Annotated in this window: 12 protein-coding genes; 3 read left to right on the top strand and 9 right to left on the bottom strand. The window is 73.1% G+C overall.

What is annotated here, in order from left to right:
- From P1P75_RS11430 to P1P75_RS11420, 3 genes are all read right to left on the bottom strand, one after another.
- Positions 1-2579 (bottom strand): ATP-dependent helicase (locus tag P1P75_RS11430; protein ID WP_319254188.1); only part of this gene is annotated, 2579 nt, incomplete at its 3' end.
- Between the two features lie 207 nt (positions 2580-2786).
- Positions 2787-6140, bottom strand: coding sequence for an ATP-dependent DNA helicase (locus P1P75_RS11425; protein ID WP_319254186.1), 3354 nt, complete (start codon positions 6138-6140; stop codon positions 2787-2789).
- Positions 6141-6448: 308 nt separating this feature from the next.
- Positions 6449-6862, bottom strand: coding sequence for an MGMT family protein (locus P1P75_RS11420; RefSeq protein ID WP_319254184.1), 414 nt, complete (start codon positions 6860-6862; stop codon positions 6449-6451).
- Positions 6863-7047: 185 nt separating this feature from the next.
- On the opposite strand from P1P75_RS11420, the gene P1P75_RS11415 reads away from it, so the two are divergent.
- The 3 genes from P1P75_RS11415 to P1P75_RS11405 all read left to right on the top strand — a co-directional run bounded on the left by P1P75_RS11415 (position 7048) and on the right by P1P75_RS11405 (position 13108).
- Positions 7048-9753, top strand: coding sequence for a lysylphosphatidylglycerol synthase transmembrane domain-containing protein (locus P1P75_RS11415; protein ID WP_319254182.1), 2706 nt, complete (start codon positions 7048-7050; stop codon positions 9751-9753).
- A gap of 114 nt (positions 9754-9867) precedes the next feature.
- Entirely contained in the window at positions 9868-11412 is a 1545-nt protein-coding gene (locus tag P1P75_RS11410; protein WP_319254180.1) for an alpha/beta hydrolase, read from the top strand.
- Between the two features lie 130 nt (positions 11413-11542).
- On the top strand, positions 11543-13108 hold the full coding sequence (locus P1P75_RS11405; protein ID WP_319254178.1) for an alpha/beta hydrolase: 1566 nt from the start codon (positions 11543-11545) through the stop codon (positions 13106-13108).
- A gap of 64 nt (positions 13109-13172) precedes the next feature.
- On the opposite strand, the gene moeZ is transcribed toward P1P75_RS11405, so the two are convergent.
- The 6 genes from moeZ to P1P75_RS11375 form a co-directional block, all read right to left on the bottom strand.
- Entirely contained in the window at positions 13173-14351 is a 1179-nt protein-coding gene (gene moeZ, locus P1P75_RS11400) for an adenylyltransferase/sulfurtransferase MoeZ (RefSeq protein WP_073497294.1), read from the bottom strand.
- A 63-nt stretch (positions 14352-14414) separates the two neighbouring features.
- Complete coding sequence (locus P1P75_RS11395) at positions 14415-15164, bottom strand: spherulation-specific family 4 protein (protein WP_319254176.1); 750 nt, start codon at positions 15162-15164, stop codon at positions 14415-14417.
- Positions 15152-16114 carry an NAD-dependent epimerase/dehydratase family protein gene (locus P1P75_RS11390; protein WP_319254174.1) on the bottom strand — a complete coding sequence of 321 codons (963 nt, stop codon included), beginning with the start codon at positions 16112-16114 and terminating at the stop codon, positions 15152-15154. Before P1P75_RS11390 ends, P1P75_RS11395 begins: the two co-directional genes overlap by 13 nt.
- A 220-nt stretch (positions 16115-16334) precedes the next feature.
- On the bottom strand, positions 16335-17672 hold the full coding sequence (locus P1P75_RS11385; RefSeq protein WP_319254172.1) for a hypothetical protein: 1338 nt from the start codon (positions 17670-17672) through the stop codon (positions 16335-16337).
- Positions 17669-19588, bottom strand: coding sequence for a DUF3492 domain-containing protein (locus P1P75_RS11380; protein WP_319254171.1), 1920 nt, complete (start codon positions 19586-19588; stop codon positions 17669-17671). Before P1P75_RS11380 ends, P1P75_RS11385 begins: the two co-directional genes overlap by 4 nt.
- A gap of 252 nt (positions 19589-19840) precedes the next feature.
- Positions 19841-21298 (bottom strand): DUF3152 domain-containing protein, encoded by a 1458-nt coding sequence (locus P1P75_RS11375; RefSeq protein WP_319254168.1) that lies wholly within the window; start codon positions 21296-21298, stop codon positions 19841-19843.

Below are 21298 nucleotides of genomic sequence, written 5' to 3'. Positions count from 1 at the left end.
TCGTCCGGCGGCGGGGGCCAGTCGGGGTCGTCGAGGGTCTCGGGGTCGTGTGTGGCCGTGGGGGCGCCGGTCTCGGCGGCGGCGAGGTGCTCCAGGTGGGCGAGGACGGTCGCGGCGGCGGCGCGGCGGCGGGCCAGCGAGGCATCGTCCAGGGGCAGCGGCCAGACCTGGTCGGCGGACGCCTGATGGAGGACGGGGTTCTCCTCGTCCTCCTCGGGCTGGTCGGCCCAGGCCTCAATCTCGCCGTACCCGGCCGTGCAGTGGTCGTGGAGGGCCTGGAGGAAGTCGGAGGGGCCGCGGGGCTTCTTCTGGGTGGGGCCCCACCAGTGGCCGGAGCCGAGGAGCAGGGAGCGGGGGCGGGTGAAGGTGACGTAACCGAGGCGCAGTTCCTCGGTGTGCTGGTGGTCCTTCATGGCCTCGTGGAAGGCCTTCATGCCGCGGGAGTCCCAGGTCTCGATGTCGGGGAGCGTGTCGGCGTCGCCGCGCAGTCCGTGCGGCAGCACCTTGGCCTGGGCGGTCCACTTCTCGCGGCCCTGGCCGCTGGGGAAGGTGCCGGTGACCAGGCCGGGGACGGCGACCACGTCCCACTCCAGGCCCTTGGACCTGTGCGCGGTGAGGACCTTGACGGTGTTCTCCCCGCCGGGCAGGGCGTTGTCCAGCCCCTTCTCGTACTGGGCGGCGGTGCGCAGGAAGCCGAGGAAGGCGAGCAGACTCGCCTCGCTCTCGGCGGCGGCGAAGGAGGCGGCGATGTCGAGGAAGTTCGACAGGGTCTCGCGGCGGCGGGCCGCCAGGGCGTGCGGGGACGCCGACAGTTCGACCTCTAGGCCGGTGACGGCGAGGACGCGGTGCAGGACGTCCATCAGCGGGTCGGAAAGGGAGCGGCGCAGGTCGCGCAGTTCCGCCGCGAGCCGGGCGAAGCGCACGCGCGCGTCCGGGGAGAAGGGCAGCCCGTCGTCTCCGGGTCCCTCCAGGGGCGCTTCGAGGAAGGTGTCGAGGGCGTCCGCGAGCGAGATCACCTCGGAGGGGTCCACGCCCTCGACCGCCGCGGCGAGCCGCCGGTCCGGGTCGTCACCGTCGGCCCCGCGCGCGTGGGACACCAGGAGCCGCGCGCGTCGGCCCAGGAGGGCGAGGTCTCGGGGGCCGATGCGCCAGCGCGGGCCGGTGAGGAGGCGGACCAGGGAGGCGTTGGCGCCGGGGTCCTGGAGGACCTGGCAGACGGCGACGAGGTCGGCGACCTCGGGCAGGTGCAGCAGGCCGGAGAGGCCCACCACCTCGACGGGTACGTCCCGGGCGACCAGGGCGCCCTGGATCTCTGCGAAGTCGGTGGCCGTGCGGCAGAGCACGGCGATCTCGCCGGGTGCCTTGCCGGTGTTCACCAGGTGGGCGACGGAGTCGGCGATCCAGTCGATCTCCTCCGCGTGGGTGGTCAGGAGCGCGCAGCGGACCATGCCGTCGCGCTCGGCGCCGGGGGCGGGGCGCAGTGCCTCCACGCCCGCGTGCATCGCGCGCAGCGGTCCGGCCAGGCTGTTGGCGAGGTCGAGGAGCCGGCCGCCGCTGCGGCGGTTCTCGCTGAGCGCCTGCCGGGTCGCGGGGCGGCCGTCGGCGTGGGCGAAGTGCTCGGGGAAGTCGTCGAGGTTGGCGACGGAGGCGCCGCGCCAGCCGTAGATCGCCTGGCAGGGGTCGCCGACGGCGGTGACGGGATGGCCGGTCCCGCCGCCGAAGAGGCCTGCCAGGAGGGTGCGCTGGGCCACGGAGGTGTCCTGGTACTCGTCCAGCAGCACCACGCGGAACTCGTCGCGCAGGAGGCGGCCCACTTCGGGGATCCGGGCGAGCTGGGCGGAGAGGGCGATCTGGTCGCCGAAGTCGAGCAGGTCGCGCTCGCGCTTGGCGGCCCGGTAGCGCAGCACCAGTTCGGCGAGTTCGCGCCGGGCGGCGGCTGTCTCGGGCACCTTGCGCAGATCGGCGTTGCTGAGTTTGGCGCCCTCCAGGGTGCGCAGCAGCTCGGCGTCCCACGCGCGCAGGTCCTCGGGGCGGACCAGGTGTTCGGCCAGCTCGGAGTCGAGGGCGAGGAGGTCGCTGACCAGGTCGGCGAAGGACCGGGTGAGTGCCGGGTAGGGGCCGGGCGCCTCCCTGAGGATGCGGGCGGCGAGCTGGTAGCGGGTGGCGTCGGCGAGCAGCCGGGACGTCGGCTCCAGACCGATCCGCAGGCCGTGGTCGGTCAGCAGGCGGCCCGCGAAGGAGTGGTACGTGGAGATCACCGGCTCGCCCGGCGGATTGTCCGGGTCGATGACGTCGGGGTCGGTGACGCCGGCCCTGATCAACGCCTTGCGGACGCGCTCGGCGAGTTCACCGGCGGCCTTGTTGGTGAAGGTCAGGCCGAGGACCTGCTCGGGGGCGACCTGGCCGGTGCCGACCAGCCACAGCACGCGCGCGGCCATCACCGTGGTCTTGCCCGACCCGGCTCCGGCCACGATCACCTGCGGGGCGGGCGGCGCGGTGATGCAGGCCGTCTGCTCCGGGGTGAACGGGATCCCGAGGAGCTCCTTGAGCTGCTCGGGATCGGTGATGCGGGCGGGCATGGGGAGAGGCTAGCGGCGGGCACTGACAGTCGATGCCACATCGCCTGCCGCCGGGCAGGAAGCCCAGGTCAGCCAGTGTGGTGCGGTCCGTCACACGATCCACTCACGCCATGTCGGCCCACCGGATCGCCCACGCCGACGCACCACCGGATCGCCCACGCCGTACGCCGCACCGGCCCGCCCGCCCCCGCGGTGCACGGCGCCGGCTCACTCCACGACCTGGCGGCCCTCGGGCCGGGCGCTGCAGGATGCGCGGAAGGCGCAGTGCGTGCAGTGCTGGCCGGCGCTGGGCGTGAACCGTTCATCGAGGACCTTGCCGGCGGCGGTGGCGAGCAGGTCGCCGACCCACTCGCCGTCCAGCGGCTCCTGAGCCTGGACCTTGGGCAGGCTGTCGCCGCCGTCCCTCTTGGCGGCACCCTGGCGCAACTGCACGAGTTCGGCGCCGGCCGGCTCGGGGCGGGCACCGTCGAAGACCTCGTCGACCGCGCCCTCGCTGACGGCGAGCTGGTAGACGGCGAGCTGTGGGTGGTGTTCCACCTCGCGCGCGGTGGGTGCCGCTTTGCCGGTCTTGAAGTCGACGACGTAGGCGCGGCCGTCACCGTCGGCCTCGACACGGTCCATCTGGCCCCGGATGCGGACCTCGTACTCGCCCGCTTCCAGGGTGACGTCGAAGTCGTGCTCGCTGGCGACGGGCGTACGACCGGTGCGGTCCATGACATGCCACTTCAGGAACCGTTCGAGCGCCACGCGCGCGTGCTCCTTCTCCTGCGCCGACTTCCAGGGGGCGTCGAAGGCGAGCGCGTTCCACACGGAGTCGAGGCGCTCCATGAGGACGGCGAGGTCGGCCGGGGTGTGTCCGGAGGCGACCTCGTCGGCGAGGACGTGCACGACGTTGCCGAAGCCCTGGGCGACCGTGGCGGGGGCGTCGGCCTTCACCTCTCGCCCCAGGAACCACTGGAGGGCACAGGTGTTGGCCAGCTGGTCGAGGGCGCTGCCGGAGAGCACGACGGGCCGGTCGCGGTCGCGCAGCGGCACCTTGCTCTCGGTCGGCTCGAACATGCCCCACCAGCGGTACGGGTGCGCCGACGGCACCAGGGGACGGCCGTCCTCGTCGGCCAGGGCGGCCAGGCGGGCGAGGCGGTGCGCCGCGGCCTGCCTGAGCGGTTGCGAGACACGGGGGTCGACCGTCGTGGCGCGCAGTTCGGCCACCAGTGCGGCGACCGACAGGGGGCGGCGCGGGCGGCCCGTGACGTCCTTGGGCTCGACGCCGAGTTCGGTGAGGAAGCGGGAGGGCTGGTCGCCGTCGTCCGCGGGCGCCTTGACCGCCGTGACGACGAGCCGCTCACGCGCGCGCGTGGCGGCCACGTAGAACAGGCGGCGCTCCTCCGCGAGGAGGGCGCCCGGTGTGAGCGGTTCGGCGAGCCCGTCGCGGCCGATGCGGTCCGCCTCCAGCAGGGAGCCGCGGCGGCGCAGGTCGGGCCACAGGCCCTCCTGCACGCCCGCGACGACGACCAGAGCCCACTCCAGCCCCTTGGCTCGGTGCGCGGTCATCAGGCGTACGGCGTCGGGGCGCGCGGCGCGCCGGGTGAGGGTGTCGGCGGCGATGTCCTCGGCCTCGATCTCGGCCAGGAAGTTCAGCGCGCCCCGACCGCCGGTGCGCTCCTCCGCGCGCGCGGCGGTGGCGAACAGCGCGCATACGGCGTCCAGGTCGCGGTCGGCGTTGCGGCCGGCCGCGCCGCCACGGCGGGCGGACCGTTCCAGGCGCGTGGGCCAGGGCGTGCCCGCCCACAGGTCCCAGAGTGCCTCCTCGGTCGTGCCGCCGCCCGCGAGACGCTCTCGGGCCTTGCGCAGCAGCGCGCCCAGACGCTGGGCACCGCGCGCGTACACCGGGTCGTGCACGGCCAGGCGCTCCGGCTGGGCGAGGGCCCGCGCGAGGAGTTCGTCGGACGGCGGCGGCAGGGGGTTGCCGGCAGCCCGCTCGTCGTCCCGCAGGGCACGCCCGAGGCGGCGCAGATCGGCTGCGTCCATGCTCGCGAGGGGCGAGGCGAGCAGAGCGAGGGCGGTCTCGGTGTCGAGCCAGGAGGCCTCCGCCGGCTCGACGTCGGCCGGCCCGCTCCCGCTCTCCTCCGGTTCGTCACCCTGCGCAGGCCGTACCGCAGCCGAGGCCGTCTCCGCCGTGGCCACCGCGCGCAGTGCCGTCAGCAAGGGCGCCACCGCGGGTTCGTGGCGCAGGGGAAGGTCGTCGCCGTCGATGTCGAGCGGGACGCCGGCGGCGGTGAGGGTGCGGCGGACCGTGGGGATCGTGCGGGAGCCGGCGCGCACCAGGACGGCCATCTCACCCCAGGGCACGCCGTCCTCCAGGTGCGCCCGGCGCAGAATGTCGGCGATGTTGTCCAGCTCGGTTCCGGACGTCGGGTACGTGTAGGCCTCGACCCGGCCCCCCTCGCGCGCGGAGGCGAGATCGCGGTGGGCGCGGACCTTCTCGGCCGGGAGGCGGGTGAGGGGCATGCGCTGGGTCACGAGCCGGGTGGCGGCCAGCACCGTGGCGGCGGAGCGGCGGGAGGTGCGCAGAACCTCTACCGGGGCCGGGCGTCCGTCGCGGCGCGGGAAGGTCTCCGGGAACTCCAGGATGCCGTTCACGTCGGCGCCCCGGAAGGCGTAGATCGACTGGTCCGGGTCACCGAAGGCGACCAGGGTGCGGCCGCCGCCGGCGAGGGCGCGCAGCAGCCGGACCTGGGCGGGGTCGGTGTCCTGGTACTCGTCGACGTAGACGGCGTCGTACTGCGTGGCGAGCCGCTGGGCGATCTCGGGGCGGTGGGCGAGCAGGACGGCGCGGTGGACGAGTTCCGCGTAGTCGATCACGCCGTGCAGGTCGAGGACGTCGAGGTACTCGGCGAGGAAGGAGGCCGCGGCCCGCCAGTCGGGGCGGCCGATGCGGCCGGCGAAGGCGTCCAGGGCGTCGGGACCCAGACCCAGCTCACGGCTGCGGGCGAGGACCGCGCGGACCTCGTCGGCGAAGCCGCGCGTGGTGAGGCAGGCGCGCAGGTCGTCCGGCCAGCGCACGTGGGCGAGGCCGTGCCGCTGGAGTTCGACCTGGCCGGCGAGCAGCTCGCGGACGGCCACGTCCTGTTCGGGTCCGGAGAGCAGCCGCAACGGTTCGGCGAACAGGCCGCTGTCCTGTTCGGCACGGACCAGGGCGTAGCAGTACGAGTGGAAGGTGGTGGCGCGCGGCGCGCGGGCGGCGCCCATGCGCAGTGCCATGCGGTCGCGCAGCTCGACGGCCGCCTTGCGGCTGAACGTCAGTACCAGGATGCGCGCGGGGTCTCCGCCGCTCGCCACGCGGGCCGCGACGGATTCGACGAGTGTGGTGGTCTTCCCGGTGCCCGGCCCCGCCAGGACGAGCATCGGGCCGGTGGCGTGGTCAACCACGGAGCGCTGCGCGGCGTCCAGACGAGGGGGATCCACCCGCGCCGGGCGGGTACGCACCAGCCGGTACGCGCCACGGCTCCCCTGCCGCCCCTGGGGGTGCGGCAGGCGCCTGGTGGAGAAAGAGGAGCTCACGTGGTTCGCCGGTCCTGGTGGGTGTGCGGATCGTCACGTCCGGCGCTGTGCGCCGTCCGGAGGGGGCCGTGGTGGGACGGGTGCCGCCCTGGGCGGGCGGTGGTCCCGGGATGAGGGCGACGCCTGCCGCCGACGCTACGCCGACGAGCAGCCCGCGAGGACGGCTTCCGCTTCTTCCCTCACTGCCCGTGCGGCCCGCAGGCCACGCGGGTCCCTCGGCCCTCGAACGTACGCCATGTCACGGACGTGCCCCGTTTCCCCCGTACGGGCCACAAGATCCCCCCGGGCGGGGCCGATGGCGGAAGCTGTCAGATGTGACCCTGCGCACGCTCACCGCCGTCCCACCTCGCCCGTCTCATGTCCAGGCGCGGCAGGTGCCCCTCGGCGGCCCGGCTCGCCTCTCTCAGGGGCGTGCCCTCGGCGCGGTAGTGGTCCAGGGCCCGGAGTTCGTGGCCCGGCAGCAGCACTCCGTCGGCGCGCACGACACGCCACCAGGGGACGGCTCCGCCGTAGAGGGCCATCACCCGGCCGACCTGCCGCGGCCCGCCCGTCTCGAGCCACTCGGCCACGTCGCCGTAGGTCATGACCCGCCCGGGCGGGATCAGTTCCGCGACCTCGAGGACGCGCTCGGCGTACTCCGGCAGCGCGTCGTCGGTGGCATCCGGCGGCGTGTCGCCGCTGTACTCCGGGCGGGCGGCGTCCGGAAGGCTCTGCTCGCTCATCCGCCCCATCCTGCACCACCGCACCGACAATGCGACGGGCCCGCGACACTGTGTGACCCTCGCCCCACGGAGACGCTTCGGGCAGACTGTGCGACCCGCGTTTGCACCCTGATGCCCCTGTGTGTCGGTGCGGCATGCCACCATCGTGCGGGCGGTGACCGGTGATACGAGACCAAGAAGAGACGATGAAGCAGCAGGGTGTGCACCCCGATGACGCGGAGGGCACCTCTGGCGCTGCGTCGCGCCCGGACACCGCCGGCCCGGTGGAGCAGGACGAGGACCTGGTCGAGGTGACGCACGTCGACGAGGTCGAGGGCGACGAACCGCTGCTTCCCGCGCGCGTACACCGCCCCTCCGACCTCATGCGACTGCTGATCGGCGTGCTGGCCGTCGTCGTGCTGTTGGGCGTCGCCGCCTTTGCGCACGGAACGACCTCGGGCCTGGAACAGGACATCAACAAGGGCACCGGCCAGGCGCCCGATCTGCTCATCAAGATCGCTGGGCTGGCGTCCAGCATCGCGATCCTGCTGGTGCCGGTGGCGTTCGCCATCGAGCGGCTCATCAAGCGGGACGGGCTGCGGATCGCCGACGGCGTGCTCGCGGCGGTCCTCGCCCACGGAGTGACGCTCGCCACCGACCTGTGGGTCGCCAAGGCTGCCCCGGACTCGATCCAGGAGGCGCTCACCCAGCCCTCCCCCGGCGACATCCACGCTCTCACCGACCCCGTGCACGGCTATCTGGCGCCCGTCATCGCCTATATGACGGCCGTCGGCATGTCGCGGCGACCACGGTGGCGCGCGGTGCTGTGGATCGTGCTGATGCTCGACGCGTTCTCGATGCTCGTCACCGGCTACACGACCCCGTTCTCGATCATCCTGACGGTTCTGATCGGCTGGACCATCGCCTACGGCACGCTGTACGCGGTCGGCTCGCCCAATGTCCGGCCCACGGGACGGACGCTGATGGCGGGCCTGCGGCACGTGGGCTTCCACCCGGTGAGCGCCGCGCGCGAGGAGGTCTCGGAAACCCCGGAGACCGGCGACCGCGGCCGGCGCTACTTCGTCACCCTGGAGAACGGCCCACCGCTGGACGTCACGGTGGTCGACCGCGAGCAGCAGGCGCAGGGCTTCTTCTACCGCGCGTGGCGCAATCTGACCCTGCGCGGCTTCGCCACCCGCAGCAGCCTCCAGTCGCTGCGCCAGGCGCTGGAGCAGGAGGCGCTGCTGGCCTATGCGGCGATCGCGGCCGGAGCCAACGCGCCGAAGCTGATCGCGACCTCCGAGCTGGGCCCCGACGCCGTCATGCTCGTCTACGAGCACACCGGCGGCCGCACGCTCGACTCGCTGGCCGACGAGGAGATCACCGACGAACTGCTGCACGACACCTGGCAGCAGGTGCGCGCCCTCCAGTCCCGCCGTATCGCGCATCGCAGACTGGTCGGCGACGCCATTCTGGTGGATCGTTCCGGCACGGTGATCCTCACCGACATGCGGGTCGGCGAGATCGCGGCCGGTGACCTGCTGCTGCGCATGGACACCTCGCAACTGCTCGTGACGCTCGGCCTGCGGGTGGGCGCCGAACGCGCGGTCGCCTCCGCGGTGAGCGTGCTCGGTCCCGACGCCGTCGCCGACTGTCTGCCGATGCTCCAGCCCATCGCGCTGAGCCGCTCCACGCGCGCGACACTGCGCAGACTGGCCCGGGAGCGGGCGCAGCGAGAGCGTGAAGCCGTCCTGGAGGCCTCCCGGCAGGCCAAGCAGGCCCGTCACGCGGCGGCCGGGCACGAGAGCGGGCCTCCGCTCGACAAGGCCGAGAAAAAGGCCGTGCGCGCGGAGACACGGGCCGAGAAGCGAGCCATCGACGACGCGCTGGACGAGGCCCGCGAGGAGGACCTGCTCACGCAGATCCGGCACGAGGTGCTGCTGATCCGGCCTCAGGCGCCGGTGGAGCCGGCCCGCCTGGAGCGGGTGCGGCCGCGCACACTGATCAGCTTCATCGCCGGCGCGATCGGCGCGTACTTCCTGCTGACCCAGCTCACGCACATCGAGTTCGGTCCGCTCATCGCCAACGCCGAGTGGGGCTGGGTCGCCGCGGCCGTGCTGTTCTCGGCGCTGAGCTATGTGGCGGCGGCGATGAGCCTGTTGGGATTCGTGCCGGAGCGGGTGCCGTTCCCGCGGACCGTGGCCGCGCAGGTCGCCGGGTCCTTCGTGAAGATCGTCGCGCCCGCCGCGGTCGGCGGCGTCGCCCTCAACACGCGGTTCCTCCAGCGCGCGGGGGTGCGGCCGGGGCTCGCGGTGGCGAGCGTCGGTGCCTCGCAGCTGTTCGGGCTGGGCTGCCACATCCTGATGCTGCTGTCGTTCGGCTATCTGACCGGCACCGAGAAGACGCCGTCGCTGTCGCCGTCCCGGACCGTCATCGCGGGTCTGCTGACCGTGGCGGTGCTGGTGCTCGTGGTGACCTCGGTGCCGTTCCTGCGGAAATTCGTCGTCACGCGCGTGAGGTCGCTGTTCGCGGGGGTCGTGCCGCGCATGCTGGACGTGCTCCAGCGGCCGCAGAAGCTGGTCACCGGCATCGGCGGCATGCTGCTGCTGACGGCCTGCTTCGTGATGTGCCTGGACGCGTCGATCCGCGCGTTCGGCGACGAGACGACCTCGATCAGCCTCGCCAGCGTCGCCGTCGTCTTCCTCGCCGGCAACGCACTCGGTTCCGCCGCCCCGACCCCGGGCGGTGTCGGGGCTGTGGAGGCGACCCTGACGGTCGGTCTGATCGCCGTCGGCCTCCCCAAGGAAGTCGCCGCCCCCGCGGTGCTCCTGTACCGGCTGCTGACGCTGTGGCTGCCGGTGCTGCCGGGCTGGCTGGCCTTCACCCACCTCACCCGCAAGGGCGCCCTCTAGGCCCTGTCCCCCACCGGCAGGGGTGCCCTCCGAGCCCTGTCGTCGCGGCAACGGGCGTACCTCGTACGGCCCGTGCCCCGCGCGCGGGGCAGGGTGCGACGCCAGGATGGGATCATGCCGAATCCCTCCCGTCCGCGCGCCGTCGTGCTCAGCGCCACCGCCGTCCTGTTGTCCTGCCTGGTCGCGGGCTGCGGCGACGGCTCCCAGGACGAGGATCTGACGGCGCAGAAGCTGAGCTGGAAGGACTGCCCCGCACCGTCCCAGTCCGAGGGCGGGGGCAACGCCCCCTCACCGCTGCCGGACGGCGACGAGTGGCAGTGCGCGACCATGCAGGCGCCCCTGGACTGGAGCGAGCCCGAGGGCGACACGATCGGCGTCGCGCTGATCCGCGCGCGGACGAGCGGTCCGGAGAATCGCCGGATCGGTTCGCTGCTGTTCAACTTCGGTGGACCCGGCGGCTCCGGCATCACCGCCCTGCCCGCGTTCGGCGAGGACTACGCGACCCTGCGCACCCGCTACGACCTGGTGAGCTTCGACCCCCGCGGGGTGGGCCGCAGCGCGGGCGTGCGATGCGAGAGCGACGAGCAGCTGGACGCGTACTTCCAGCAGGACATGACACCCGACGACCGCGCCGAGCGCAGCACGTTCCTGGACAACACCAAGGAGTTCAACGCGGCCTGCGAGAAGAAGTCGAAGAAGATCCTTCCGCATGTGCGCACCACCGACGCGGCCCGCGACATGGACCTCATGCGCGAGGTCCTCGGCGACGACAGGCTGCACTACTTCGGCATCTCCTACGGCACCGAACTCGGCGGCGTGTACGCCCACCTGTTCCCCAAGAACGTGGGCCGTGCCGTCTTCGACGCGGTCGTCGACCCGACGCAGACGCCCGAGCAGGGCGCGCTGGGGCAGGCCAGGGGATTCCAGCTGGCGCTCGACAACTTCGCCGAGGACTGCACGTCGAAGACGCAGGACTGCCCCGTCGGGGGCACCCCGCAGGAGGTGAGGGACCGGATCGCCAACCTGCTGAAGACCCTGGACGCCAAGCCGATCCCGGGCGTCTTCCCGCGCGAGCTCACGCAGACCGCCGCCACCAACGGCATCGCGCAGTCCCTGTACTCGAAGGACTTCTGGGAGTACCTCACCGAGGGCCTGCAGCAGGCCTACGACGGCGACGGCAGCATCCTCATGCTGCTGTCCGACTCGATGAACGGCCGCAACGAGAACGGCGAGTACAGCAACATCACCGCCGCCAACGTCTCCGTCAACTGCGCCGACGACAGAGCGCGCTACTCCGTGGCCCAGGTGGAGCGGAGGCTTCCCGAGTTCCGGGCGGCGTCCCCACTGTTCGGGGACTTCCTGGCCTGGGGCATGGTCGGCTGCACCGACTGGGCCGTGCCGGGCGCCGCCGACCATCCCGACGTGAGCGCCATCGGCTCGGCGCCGATCCTCGTCGTGGGCAACACCGGCGACCCGGCGACCCCGTACGAGGGTGCGCGGAGGATGGCCGCCGCCCTCGGCCAGGGCGTCGGCGTCGAGCTGACGTACGAGGGGCAGGGGCACGGAGCGTACGACAGCAAGAACAAGTGCGTGCGGGCGGCGGTGGACGGCTACTTGCTGAACGGAAGGCCGCCGGCCGCCGGGACGGTCTGCTCATGACACGCACAGCCCGATAAACACGCAGGTCACAGGGTTATCCACAGGCTCCGACGGGTGTGCTGGGATCCGCCTACTATGGCGTGACAGCCGTCCGCCGCCGGTGCGGACGGTTCCGCGAGGGGGAAACGCAATGGCGCGATTCGTACGGTGGACGGCGTCGGGAGCCGTCGCCGCACTGCTGATGACGGGCTGCGGTGGCTCGTCCGACGACGGGGACGACAACAAGGGAGGTACGGCCGACGCGCGCCCGTCGGCCTCCTCCTCCGGCGCAGCGGAGGTGACCGCGGCACCCCTTCCCGCCTCACTGACCGGGCAGAAACCCGACTGGGGCCGCTGCAAGGCCACCGCCGACGCCGACGCGCCGAGCAGCGAGTGGCAGTGCGCGGAGCTGAAGGTGCCGCTGGACTGGTCGAAGCCGGACGGGGACACGATCGGCCTCGCGATGATCCGCGCCAAGTCCGGCGGCAAGGGGAGCAAGCGGATCGGTTCGCTGCTGTTCAACTTCGGCGGACCGGGCGGCTCCGGAGTGTCGACGATGCCGGCGTACGGCTCCACGGTCTCCTCCTTGCGCAAGCAGTACGACCTGGTGAGCTGGGATCCGCGCGGGGTGGGTGCCAGCGAAGGCGTCCGCTGCCGCAGCGACAAGGACATCCAGGCCGCCGAGTCGGTCGATTCCACGCCGGACACCACGGCCGAGGAACAGGCCTACCTCCGGGACTCCGTCGACTTCGGCAAGGGCTGTCAGAAGGACGCCGGGGAGCTGATGGCGCACGTCTCCACCACTGACAGCGCACGCGACATGGACCTGATGCGCCAGGTCCTCGGCGACGACAAGCTGCACTACTTCGGCATCTCCTACGGCACCGAACTCGGCGGCGTGTACGCCCACCTGTTCCCCAAGAACGTGGGGCGGGTGATCCTCGACGCGGTCGTCGACCCGAGCGCAGACGCGGTGGGGCACGCCAAGAACCAGGCGAAGGGCTTCCAACTCGCGCTCGACAACTACCTGAAGTCGACCGGCCAGAATCCCGGGCAGGGCAGCCGGAAGATCGCCGACCTGTTGAAGCGGATCGACAACGACCCGCTGCCCACGTCCTCCGGACGGAAACTGACCCAGACACTCGCGGTCACCGGCATCGTCCTGCCCCTGTACAGCAAGGAGGGCTGGCCGACCCTGACCAGCGCCCTGGAGTCGGCGCAGGAGGGCGACGGCTCCGAGCTGCTCACGCTCGCCGACGCCTACAACGAGCGGGACTCCGAGGGGAACTACGGCACGACGACCCACTCGCAGCGGGTCATATCGTGCTTGGACGACAAGCAGCGGCCGACTCTGGAGGAGACGAAGAAGCTGCTGCCGGAGTTCGAGAAGATCTCGCCCGTGTTCGGCACGTTCCTCGGTTGGGACACGGCCGGCTGGTGCCACGACTGGCCGGTGGCCGGGCAGTTCGACAGCCCGGAGGTGAGCGCGGCCGGAGCCGCGCCCATCCTGCTCGTCGGCAACACCGGCGACCCGGCGACGCCCTACGAGGGCGCGCGGCGGATGGCGGACGAACTGGGCGAGCGGGTGGGGGTGCTGCTCACCTGGAAGGGCGAGGGCCACGGGGCGTACGGCAGCGGGAGCGACTGCGTCGACTCGACGGTGGACGACTATCTGCTCGACGGCACGGTGCCGAAGGACGGCAAGGTCTGCTCATGACGACGGCGGGGGTCGCGCGCACCCGTGGTGCGCGCGACCCCGCCGGTCGGGCAGGCAGGTCGGCTCAGTAGACCGGCTTGCTCGGCTCGATCTGGTTGACCCAGCCGATCACACCGCCACCGACATGGACGGCGTCCGCGAAGCCCGCGGACTTCAGCACCGCGAGGACCTCCGCACTGCGGACACCCGTCTTGCAATGCAAGACGATCTTCTTGTCCTGCGGCAGACCCTCCAGGGCGGTGCCGAGCAGAAACTCGTTCTTCGGGATCAGCTTGGCGCCGGGAATGGAGACGATCTCGTACTCGTTCGGCTCGCGGACATCGATGATCTCGATGTTCTCGCCGTCGTCGATCCACTCCTTGAGCTGCTTGGGAGTGATCGTCGCACCGGCGGCCGCCTGCTGGGCCTCCTCGGACACGACGCCGCAGAAGGCCTCGTAGTCGATGAGTTCGGTGACGGTCGGGTTCTCGCCGCAGACCGCGCAGTCGGGGTCCTTGCGGACCTTGACCTGGCGGTACTGCATCTCCAGGGCGTCGTAGATCATCAGGCGGCCGACGAGCGGCTCGCCGATGCCCGCGAGGAGCTTGATGGCCTCGTTGACCTGGATGGAGCCGATCGACGCGCACAGCACGCCCAGCACGCCGCCCTCGGCGCAGGAGGGGACCATGCCGGGGGGCGGGGGCTCCGGGTAGAGGCAGCGGTAGCAGGGACCGTGCTCCGACCAGAACACGGACGCCTGACCGTCGAAGCGGTAGATCGAGCCCCACACGTACGGCTTGTTCAGCAGCACGGCGGCGTCGTTGACCAGGTAACGGGTCGCAAAGTTGTCCGTGCCGTCGACGATCAGGTCGTACTGGCTGAAGATGTCCATCACGTTGTCGGCCTCGAGCCGCTCCTCGTGAAGGACCACGTTCACGTACGGGTTGATGCCGAGGACGGAATCGCGGGCGGACACGGCCTTGGAGCGGCCGATGTCGGCCTGGCTGTGGATGATCTGGCGCTGGAGGTTCGACTCGTCGACCTCGTCGAACTCCACGATGCCGAGCGTGCCCACGCCCGCCGCGGCCAGGTACATCAGCGCCGGCGAGCCCAGGCCGCCGGCGCCCACACACAGCACCTTGGCGTTCTTCAGCCGCTTCTGCCCGTCCATCCCCACGTCGGGGATGATCAGGTGGCGGGAGTACCTGCGGACCTCGTCTACGGTGAGCTCGGCAGCCGGCTCGACCAGGGGTGGCAGCGACACGGGGACTCCGTTGGTCGGTCAATCACTACAGTTGTTCTCCGCGTAACACTGCCATGGCCTTCTTCATTCCGAGACACCTGTTCCGATCCGCGAGACGATGTCGTCCCAGTAGCCGGGCATGGTCTCCCACGGGTCGCACGCGCCGTCCCGATCGTGACGGTCCGTGAACCAGATCGTGGCCGCTCCCTGCCACCGGGCGATCCGCAGCGCCTCGTCGAGATGGCCGCGGGGCACGCCGTGGACGAAGTGGCAGAACCGCTCGGGCGGGTGGTCGGCGGTCCATTCCGCGGCCTGCGACCAGCGGTAGTCGCTCCAGGGCCCGGAGAAGGTGACGAGCTGGTCGGCGTTCTCCGCGTATCCGGGGTGCGGGTGGATGCCGTGTCCGAGGACGATGTGGGGCGTGTCACGGAGCGTGCGGAGGGTGCCGACGGTGCGGCGGATCTCCGCGAGTTCGGCCCGTTCGGTCGGGCAGCGGTCCAGGAGGAAGCCGTCGACCTGGTACCAGTCGAGGTAACGGCGGGCGTCGGCGATCACCTCCGCGAAGGCACGGGCGCCGTGGACGGCGTCCAGGTGCCCGAGGACGCGGACGCCCGCGTTGCGCAGCCGGCCCGCGGCCTCCAGGCAGTGCGGGTCGGGGCGGACACCGGGGCCGTCGGCGACATTGAGGACGACCCAGTGCAAGGGCCTGCCGGGACGGGCGAGTTCGCCCCACTCGGCCGGTGCGACGAGGGGGTGCGCGAAGCCGGGGACGCCGAACCCGGCGCGGACGTCGGTGCTCGCGGTACCCGCCCGAGTACCGGTCAGATACGGCATGCCGCCTCCATCCAGATGTCGGCCAGGGACTCCTCAAGGTTGATCCGCGGCCGCCAGCCCAGCCGGTCGCGCGCGGTACGGACATCGGCCTGCTGCCAGCTGCCACACCCGTCGGGGTACGGGTACGCCACCTGGGCCACATGGTCGGAGTCGGGGCGGGGGTGGACGACGGTCGGCCTGAGGTGGCCGCCGGGCGGGCCGTCGAGTTCGTGCAGGGTGCCGCCGTATCCCGCCACGCGTGCGAGGACGGCCGCGGCGTCCCGGAGACGGACGGCACGGCCGGAGCCGATGTTGATGACGCCCTGCGCGGCGGACAGCGAGGCGGCGTGCACGGCGCGGGCGACGTCACGGACGTCGATGAAGTCGCGCTGGGCGCCCAGTCCGCCGAGTTTCAGTTCGCCGTCTCCGGACTGCATGGCGCGGCGCATCGCCTCGGCGAGCCGGCCCAGCGGGGAACCGGCGGGAGTGCCGGGCCCGGCCGGGGAGAACACCCGCAGCACGACCGCGTCCAGGCCGGAGCCGAGGACCAGTTCGGTGGCGGCGAGCTTGCTGACGCCGTACGGGCCGCCGGGGCGTGGGACGGCGTCCTCCGCGGTGGAGGAACCGGGCTGGCTGGGGCCGTACTCGGCGCCGCAGCCGACGTGGACGAGACGGGCGCCGCATCCGCTGCGGCGCAGCGCCTCGCAGACGGTGGCGACGGCGACGGTGTTGTGCCGGGTGAGTTCCCGGGCTCCGCCGCGGGTGGCGCCCGCACAGTTGACGACGACCTGGGGGTGGACCGCGTCGAGGAAGCGGGTCAGGGCGCCTGGGCTGCCGCTCGCGAGGTCGAAGCGGACGTCGGCGTCGTCGCCGCGGCCGAGCGCGGTGAGCTGGACGGCCGGGTCGGCCAGCAGACGGTCGGCGACGAAGCGGCCGACGTAGCCGTTGGCACCGGTCAGCAGGACCCTCATCGCTCGGCTCCCGGGGTGTTCGCCGCGGCTGCTCCGGTGACCGCGCGGGCTCCTGCGACCGCGGGTGTCCCGGTGGCTCCGGTCGCTCCGGATCGGGAGGTGGTCATCTGGTCTCTCCTTAGGGGGATTTCATGGGTGGAGGAGCGCGTGCGTCGTGCGGTCCGTGCACGGTGGGGGTGGCGCGGCGCGCGATGGTCGGGGGCGGGCGGACGGCGCCGGGTCAGCACGGCTGGTCCGTTCGCGCGTGGGCCGAGGCCCTGGTGAGGGTGCGGGTCGCGTGGATCAGCAGGGTGAGGGCCGCCGCCCCGCAGGCGAGGGCGGGCACTCCGGCGGGGCCCCAGGCGGCCATGAGGGTGTCCACGGGTGCGGCCAGGAAGCCGCAGCGGGGCAGCCGGCCCGCGAGGAGGGCGGCCAGGGCGAGCGCCTCGGCCCCACTCGCCGCCCTGAGGACGACCGCCGGGGCGTGGGTGAAGCCGTGGATCGTGAGGAGGCGGGAGAGCAGGAGCAGCGCACCCAGACCGAGCGTTGCCGCGTAGGCGGCTGGTTCGCCGAGGGCGGCCGCGCAGACACCGGTGAGGACCGCGAGCGCGCACAGGAACAGGGCGAAGACGCTGAGCAGCAACGGCCGGACGGAGGCGGCGAACTCGTCCAGGCCCCGGCTGGTGTCCAGCCTGCGCCGGGCGCGTACGGCGAGAAGGTGCGCACACCAGGCGGCGGGTACGCACGCCAGCGCCAGGGTGAGGAGCGGGGCCGTGGCGAGTGGCCAGGGGCCGTCGGGCGCTCCGGTGGGCAGGCCGTCCGGGCCGCCGTCGGCCGCGGCGCGCAGCAGACCGTCGCCGAGGGCTGCGTAGGCGAGGAGCCAGCAGGTCGAGCCGCCGGTGTGGTGCCTGCCGGGGTGCGAGCCACCGCGTGGGCTCGACGAGGGCCGGCCCCGGCGAGGGCTCAACGGGCCCCGGCGCAGCGCGGCGCGCAGGGTCAGGGTCACCGCCAGGACGCCGGCGGCGACGGCGAGGACGCGGGCCTGGCCGTGGGTGAGACGCAGGCCGACCACGGTCGCGGCGGTCAGGGCGCCCGGCAGGAGGGCGAGCAGCGCCCAGTCCGGGCGGGCCCGCGGCGCCGGAGTGGACTCCGGGCGCGGGGGCGTGTCGCCGTCGCGGGGAACACGGGCGTACATCTCCTCCGCGAGGGAGAAGACGTCCCGGTGCCGGAACCGCGCGGCGGTGCGGTCGGTGACGCCGTGGGCCTCCAGACCCGCCGCGATCTCCAGCGGGTCGACCGCCCGCTCGCAGAGCTCTCGGTGCCTGTGCATCAGTGCCTTCACCGGGTCCACGGCGCCGCCTCGGCGCGGCGCGACGGGGTCGGCATCCGGATAAGGGCGTGCGCCGGAGGCCGGCGCGGGACGCTCGGCGGGGGTGGGCGCCGCCGGCCCATCGGAGTCGGACCGTGGATCGGTGCTCGGAGCGGTGTCCTCGCTCACCAGCCACCCCCCGGAACGTTCGTCCCAGGCACCGGGACTCACCGGCGTCGCGGGGCGGTCGAGTTCGCCCAGGCCGCTCATCGGGCCCCCTCGGTCGCCACGACGGGAGCAGCGGCAGGAGCGGTGACACGAGCAGTGGCAGGAGCGGTGGCAGGAGCAGCGGCGGGAGTCGGGGTGGAGGGCGTCGACAGGCCAGGCGCCCCGACGGAACCGCGGGCCGCGGCCGTACCCCGCACCGGCGGTCCGGCCGCCCAGGTGGACGGGTGCCGGGGAGTGGCCCGCCCACCGAGGCCGGTCCATCGGCCAGGCAGCCAGGCCTCGGCCGGGACCGCGAAGGGCCGGGGTTCACCGGCCGCGTCGAGGGCGCCCCGGCGGACCGGGCTCCGGGAGACGATCTCCAGGTAAGTGCCGTGAAAGGCCGCGATGTTCTGCTCGATGGTGAACAGTTCGAGGGCGCGTGCTCGGGCGGCGGCACCCAGGCGTGCACGGCGTCCGGGGTCGCGCAGCAGGGCCACGCACGCCTCCGCGAGCGCCCGCGGGTTGCGCGGCGGGACGACGAGTCCGGTGCCGCCGATGACCTCGACCACCGCGCCGACGTCCGTGGACACGGTCGCGCGCCCGCAGAACATCGCCTCGACCAGACCGACCGGGAACCCCTCGACGACGCTGGACAGGACGACGACGGCACCGGCCGCGTACGCCTCGGCGAGTCCGGGCACCTCCGGGCCGCCGATCTCCTCGAAGGACACCGGGTTGTCGCCTTCGGAGTGCGGCCCGGCCGCCTCGTCGGGGAAGAGCTGCGCGGCCAGCATCCGGCAGTGACCGAGGTAGGCCTCGCCCTCCGTCCCGGCGGCAGCGCCGAAGATCCGCAGCCGGGTCCCGGGCTCCTCCTTGCGGATCTCCCTGAAGGCGTGGAGCAGGGAGACCAGGTCCTTCGCCGGTTCGACCCTGCCGACCCAGACCAGCGTGCGCGGGTCGGCGGCGTCCGGGGAGTCACCGACCTCGGCGAAGCGGGAGGCGTCCATGCCCGGGTGGACCGTCCGCAGCTTGGCCGGGTCGGCGCCGCAGCGCTCCTGCCAGCGGCGGGCGTGGGCGTTGCCGGGCGTGACACATGCCGCCTGCCGGTACACCTCGGCGGCGAGCCGCCCGTGGAAGGCCGCGAGCAGGGACCGTACGGCCGGGGCGCCGTCCGGGACGGCCACCGTTCCAGCCGCCCGACCGGTTGCCGGGCCCGACGCCGCCCGCGGGGTCGAAGTCGCTCCGGGTGCGACAGCCGTGCCCCCGCCGGCCCCGAGATAGTGCGTCCGCAACCGGACGCCGTACTCCGTCACCAGCAGCGGCACTCCGAAGAAGTGCCGGGCGAGCAGGCCCGGAAGCGCCGCCGCACCCCCCGATGCGGCGTGGCAGAGGTCGACCGAGCCCAGGCCGTCGCCCCCGTCGTCCTCGTACCAGTCCAGCGAGAGGGGGCGCAGGGCGCGTTCGAGGTGAGCGGCGACGGCGAGCAGATCGGGTACGCGCGCCTCACGCGCCGTACCGGCGGCGCCCGGCGCACGACAGGCACGTTCCAGGGCGCGCACGGCGCCTTCCGAGCGGAGCGCGCCCACCAGGCCGCCCTCGTCGCGAGCGAGTTCCGCGAGCCCGTACAGCGCGTTGCCGAAACGGTCCGCCTGGGCGCCGGAACGGTCGGTCCCCGCACCTGCGGGCGCCCCTTCGCACAACACGGACACCAACGCGCCGTAGTGCTCGGTGAAACGCCGGCGCGCACGCCGTCCGTGCACCACCCCGTCGTCCTCGGCGGTCCACAGCGGCGCGGTACGCACGCCGGTGACCTGCGGCGGCAGCGCGACCTGGCCGGCGACCTCCTGGCGCTCGCTGCGGCTGAGCGCGTAGACGCCGAACTCATGCTGCCCGAGCCCGCGCACGAGCCGGTCGCACCAGAGCCCCGCATCACCATTCACATACGGATAGCCACCCTCCGTAAGCAGTCCGATGCGCACGCGTGCACCCCCGATCTCCCGTTTGGGGAGCCGCCGTTGACCCGGCGGCTCGCAGCGGGACGAACGTATGCGGACAAGGCGGTGGCGCGATGGACGGTTGTCCGTCGCACCACCAAAAGGGGTGAACGGTCGTAACTTTCCCGTGCGAGTGGCGTTGCGTCGCACTAAGAGATCAGGCGAGCGCGAAACGTTACACCTCAGGGGGCGTGCGGACGCCTTCCGGGCGCCCCGCAGGCGCTCCCTGGGTGTTCGTCAACTGTTCGGATAGGCCCAGGGGTTGGGTCGGCAGCGGATCCCTTCGTACTCCAGGAACTTCGTCTGCTGCTGCATGACCGGGGCCAGGTCGCCGTCCTTGTCACAGGTGACATGGCCGTAGCCGAGCCGGTGGCCGACCTCGTGGTTGATCAGCATCTGCCGGTAGGCGTACATCTCGTCGCCGTAGGTCGGGGAGCCCTGCGCCCACCGGTAGGCGTTGATCATCACGCGTTCGGTGGCGGCCGAGTCGCACGAGACGTTGTCCTCGGTGGTGTCCAGGCCGGACTTCGCGCACCATTCGGCGGTGGTGCCGGGGCTGGCGAGCGTGATGACGAAGTCGGGCTCGCCCGAGTGGATGCGCTCGAAGGTCCGCGCGCCGTCATGGGCCCAGCTGCGGTCGTCGTTCAGCGTCTTCTGCACGGCCTGCGCGAACACCGCGGCGTCGAGGCCGAGCCCCTGCTCCACATCCACGCGGTAGGTGTACTTCTGCCCCTTGCCGGGCGCCTTGTCGATACCGGGTACGGCGTCGAACTTCCCCGACCCCGCGAAGCCGGCCCCGAGCCTGTACCGCGCGCTCATCTTCTGGTCGTACGTCAGCGTGACCACGCTGGGTGACGCCGACGGGCTCGGCCGCTCGGCGTCGCGCGCGGCGCTGTCGCGCGCGTCACGGGCGGCCTTGTCGGCCGTGGACCGCGACTGGACGGAGTCGTCGCGCGCGTCGGTGACCTGGCCGGCGACGACCACGGCGAGCACGGTGGTGACGGCTGCGGCGGCGATGCCGGTGAACGCCCGGCCCTTGCCACCCCGGGCCGCCGGCTCACCGGTGGGCGGCTCTCCCCCGGACGCGCCGGCCCCGCCGCCCGCGGGAGCCGGACGGGGACTCCTGTCCCAGTCGGTGACGGAGACGTAGGCGTCGGTGGGGCGCGGGGTGACGTAGGCGTCGGTGGCGAGCGTGGTGGCCGCGGCGGCTGCCACGGGCACACGGCGCGCGAAGACGTCGTCGTCGTCCAGGGTGAAGGCGTCGAGGTAGTCCTGGCGCGGACCTCCCGCCGCATCCGTCCGCCGCTGCCTGACCCCGGCCGCGGACTCGGGCCGCTGTCGCGGGATCAGCGGACCGGAACCGCTGGCCGTACGGCCCGTCAACCCGCCCCAGGCTCCCCCGGCCTCATGCTGCTCGGGGTGCCCGCCGCGGACCTGCGCCGTGCCGTGCGGCGGGGTGCCGTCCGGGAGTCGCGGCATACCGTGGGCCGGGGTGCCGTCCGGGAACCGGGGCACCCCGCGAGCAGGGGCCCCGCCGGGAAGCCCCGATGCCGGTGAGGGCCCGTCGGCGGGCCGGGCCGCGCCCTGGGGACGGTCGCCCCGCGCCTCGGCCGGCGCGGCTCCCTGGGGGGCACCGTCGGTGCCCTGCTGTGGTGCGTTCTTGGGCGCAGGCCCGCGTCGGCTGTGACGTCCCAC

The organism is Streptomyces sp. ID05-39B (assembly GCF_033794725.1).
In the GTDB taxonomy this organism is placed as follows: domain Bacteria; phylum Actinomycetota; class Actinomycetes; order Streptomycetales; family Streptomycetaceae; genus Streptomyces; species Streptomyces bobili.
This window is presented reverse-complemented; position numbering and strand designations above follow the sequence as displayed.

Bases quoted from the DNA above. Each gene is read 5' to 3' on its own strand.
- P1P75_RS11420 (WP_319254184.1), bottom strand. From the start codon at position 6,862: ATGAGCGAGCAGAGCCTTCCGGACGCCGCCCGCCCGGAGTACAGCGGC.
- P1P75_RS11415 (WP_319254182.1), top strand. From the start codon at position 7,048: ATGAAGCAGCAGGGTGTGCACCCCGATGACGCGGAGGGCACCTCTGGC.
- P1P75_RS11410 (WP_319254180.1), top strand. From the start codon at position 9,868: ATGCCGAATCCCTCCCGTCCGCGCGCCGTCGTGCTCAGCGCCACCGCC.
- P1P75_RS11405 (WP_319254178.1), top strand. From the start codon at position 11,543: ATGGCGCGATTCGTACGGTGGACGGCGTCGGGAGCCGTCGCCGCACTG.
- P1P75_RS11395 (WP_319254176.1), bottom strand. From the start codon at position 15,164: ATGCCGTATCTGACCGGTACTCGGGCGGGTACCGCGAGCACCGACGTC.
- P1P75_RS11390 (WP_319254174.1), bottom strand. From the start codon at position 16,114: ATGAGGGTCCTGCTGACCGGTGCCAACGGCTACGTCGGCCGCTTCGTC.
- P1P75_RS11385 (WP_319254172.1), bottom strand. From the start codon at position 17,672: ATGAGCGGCCTGGGCGAACTCGACCGCCCCGCGACGCCGGTGAGTCCC.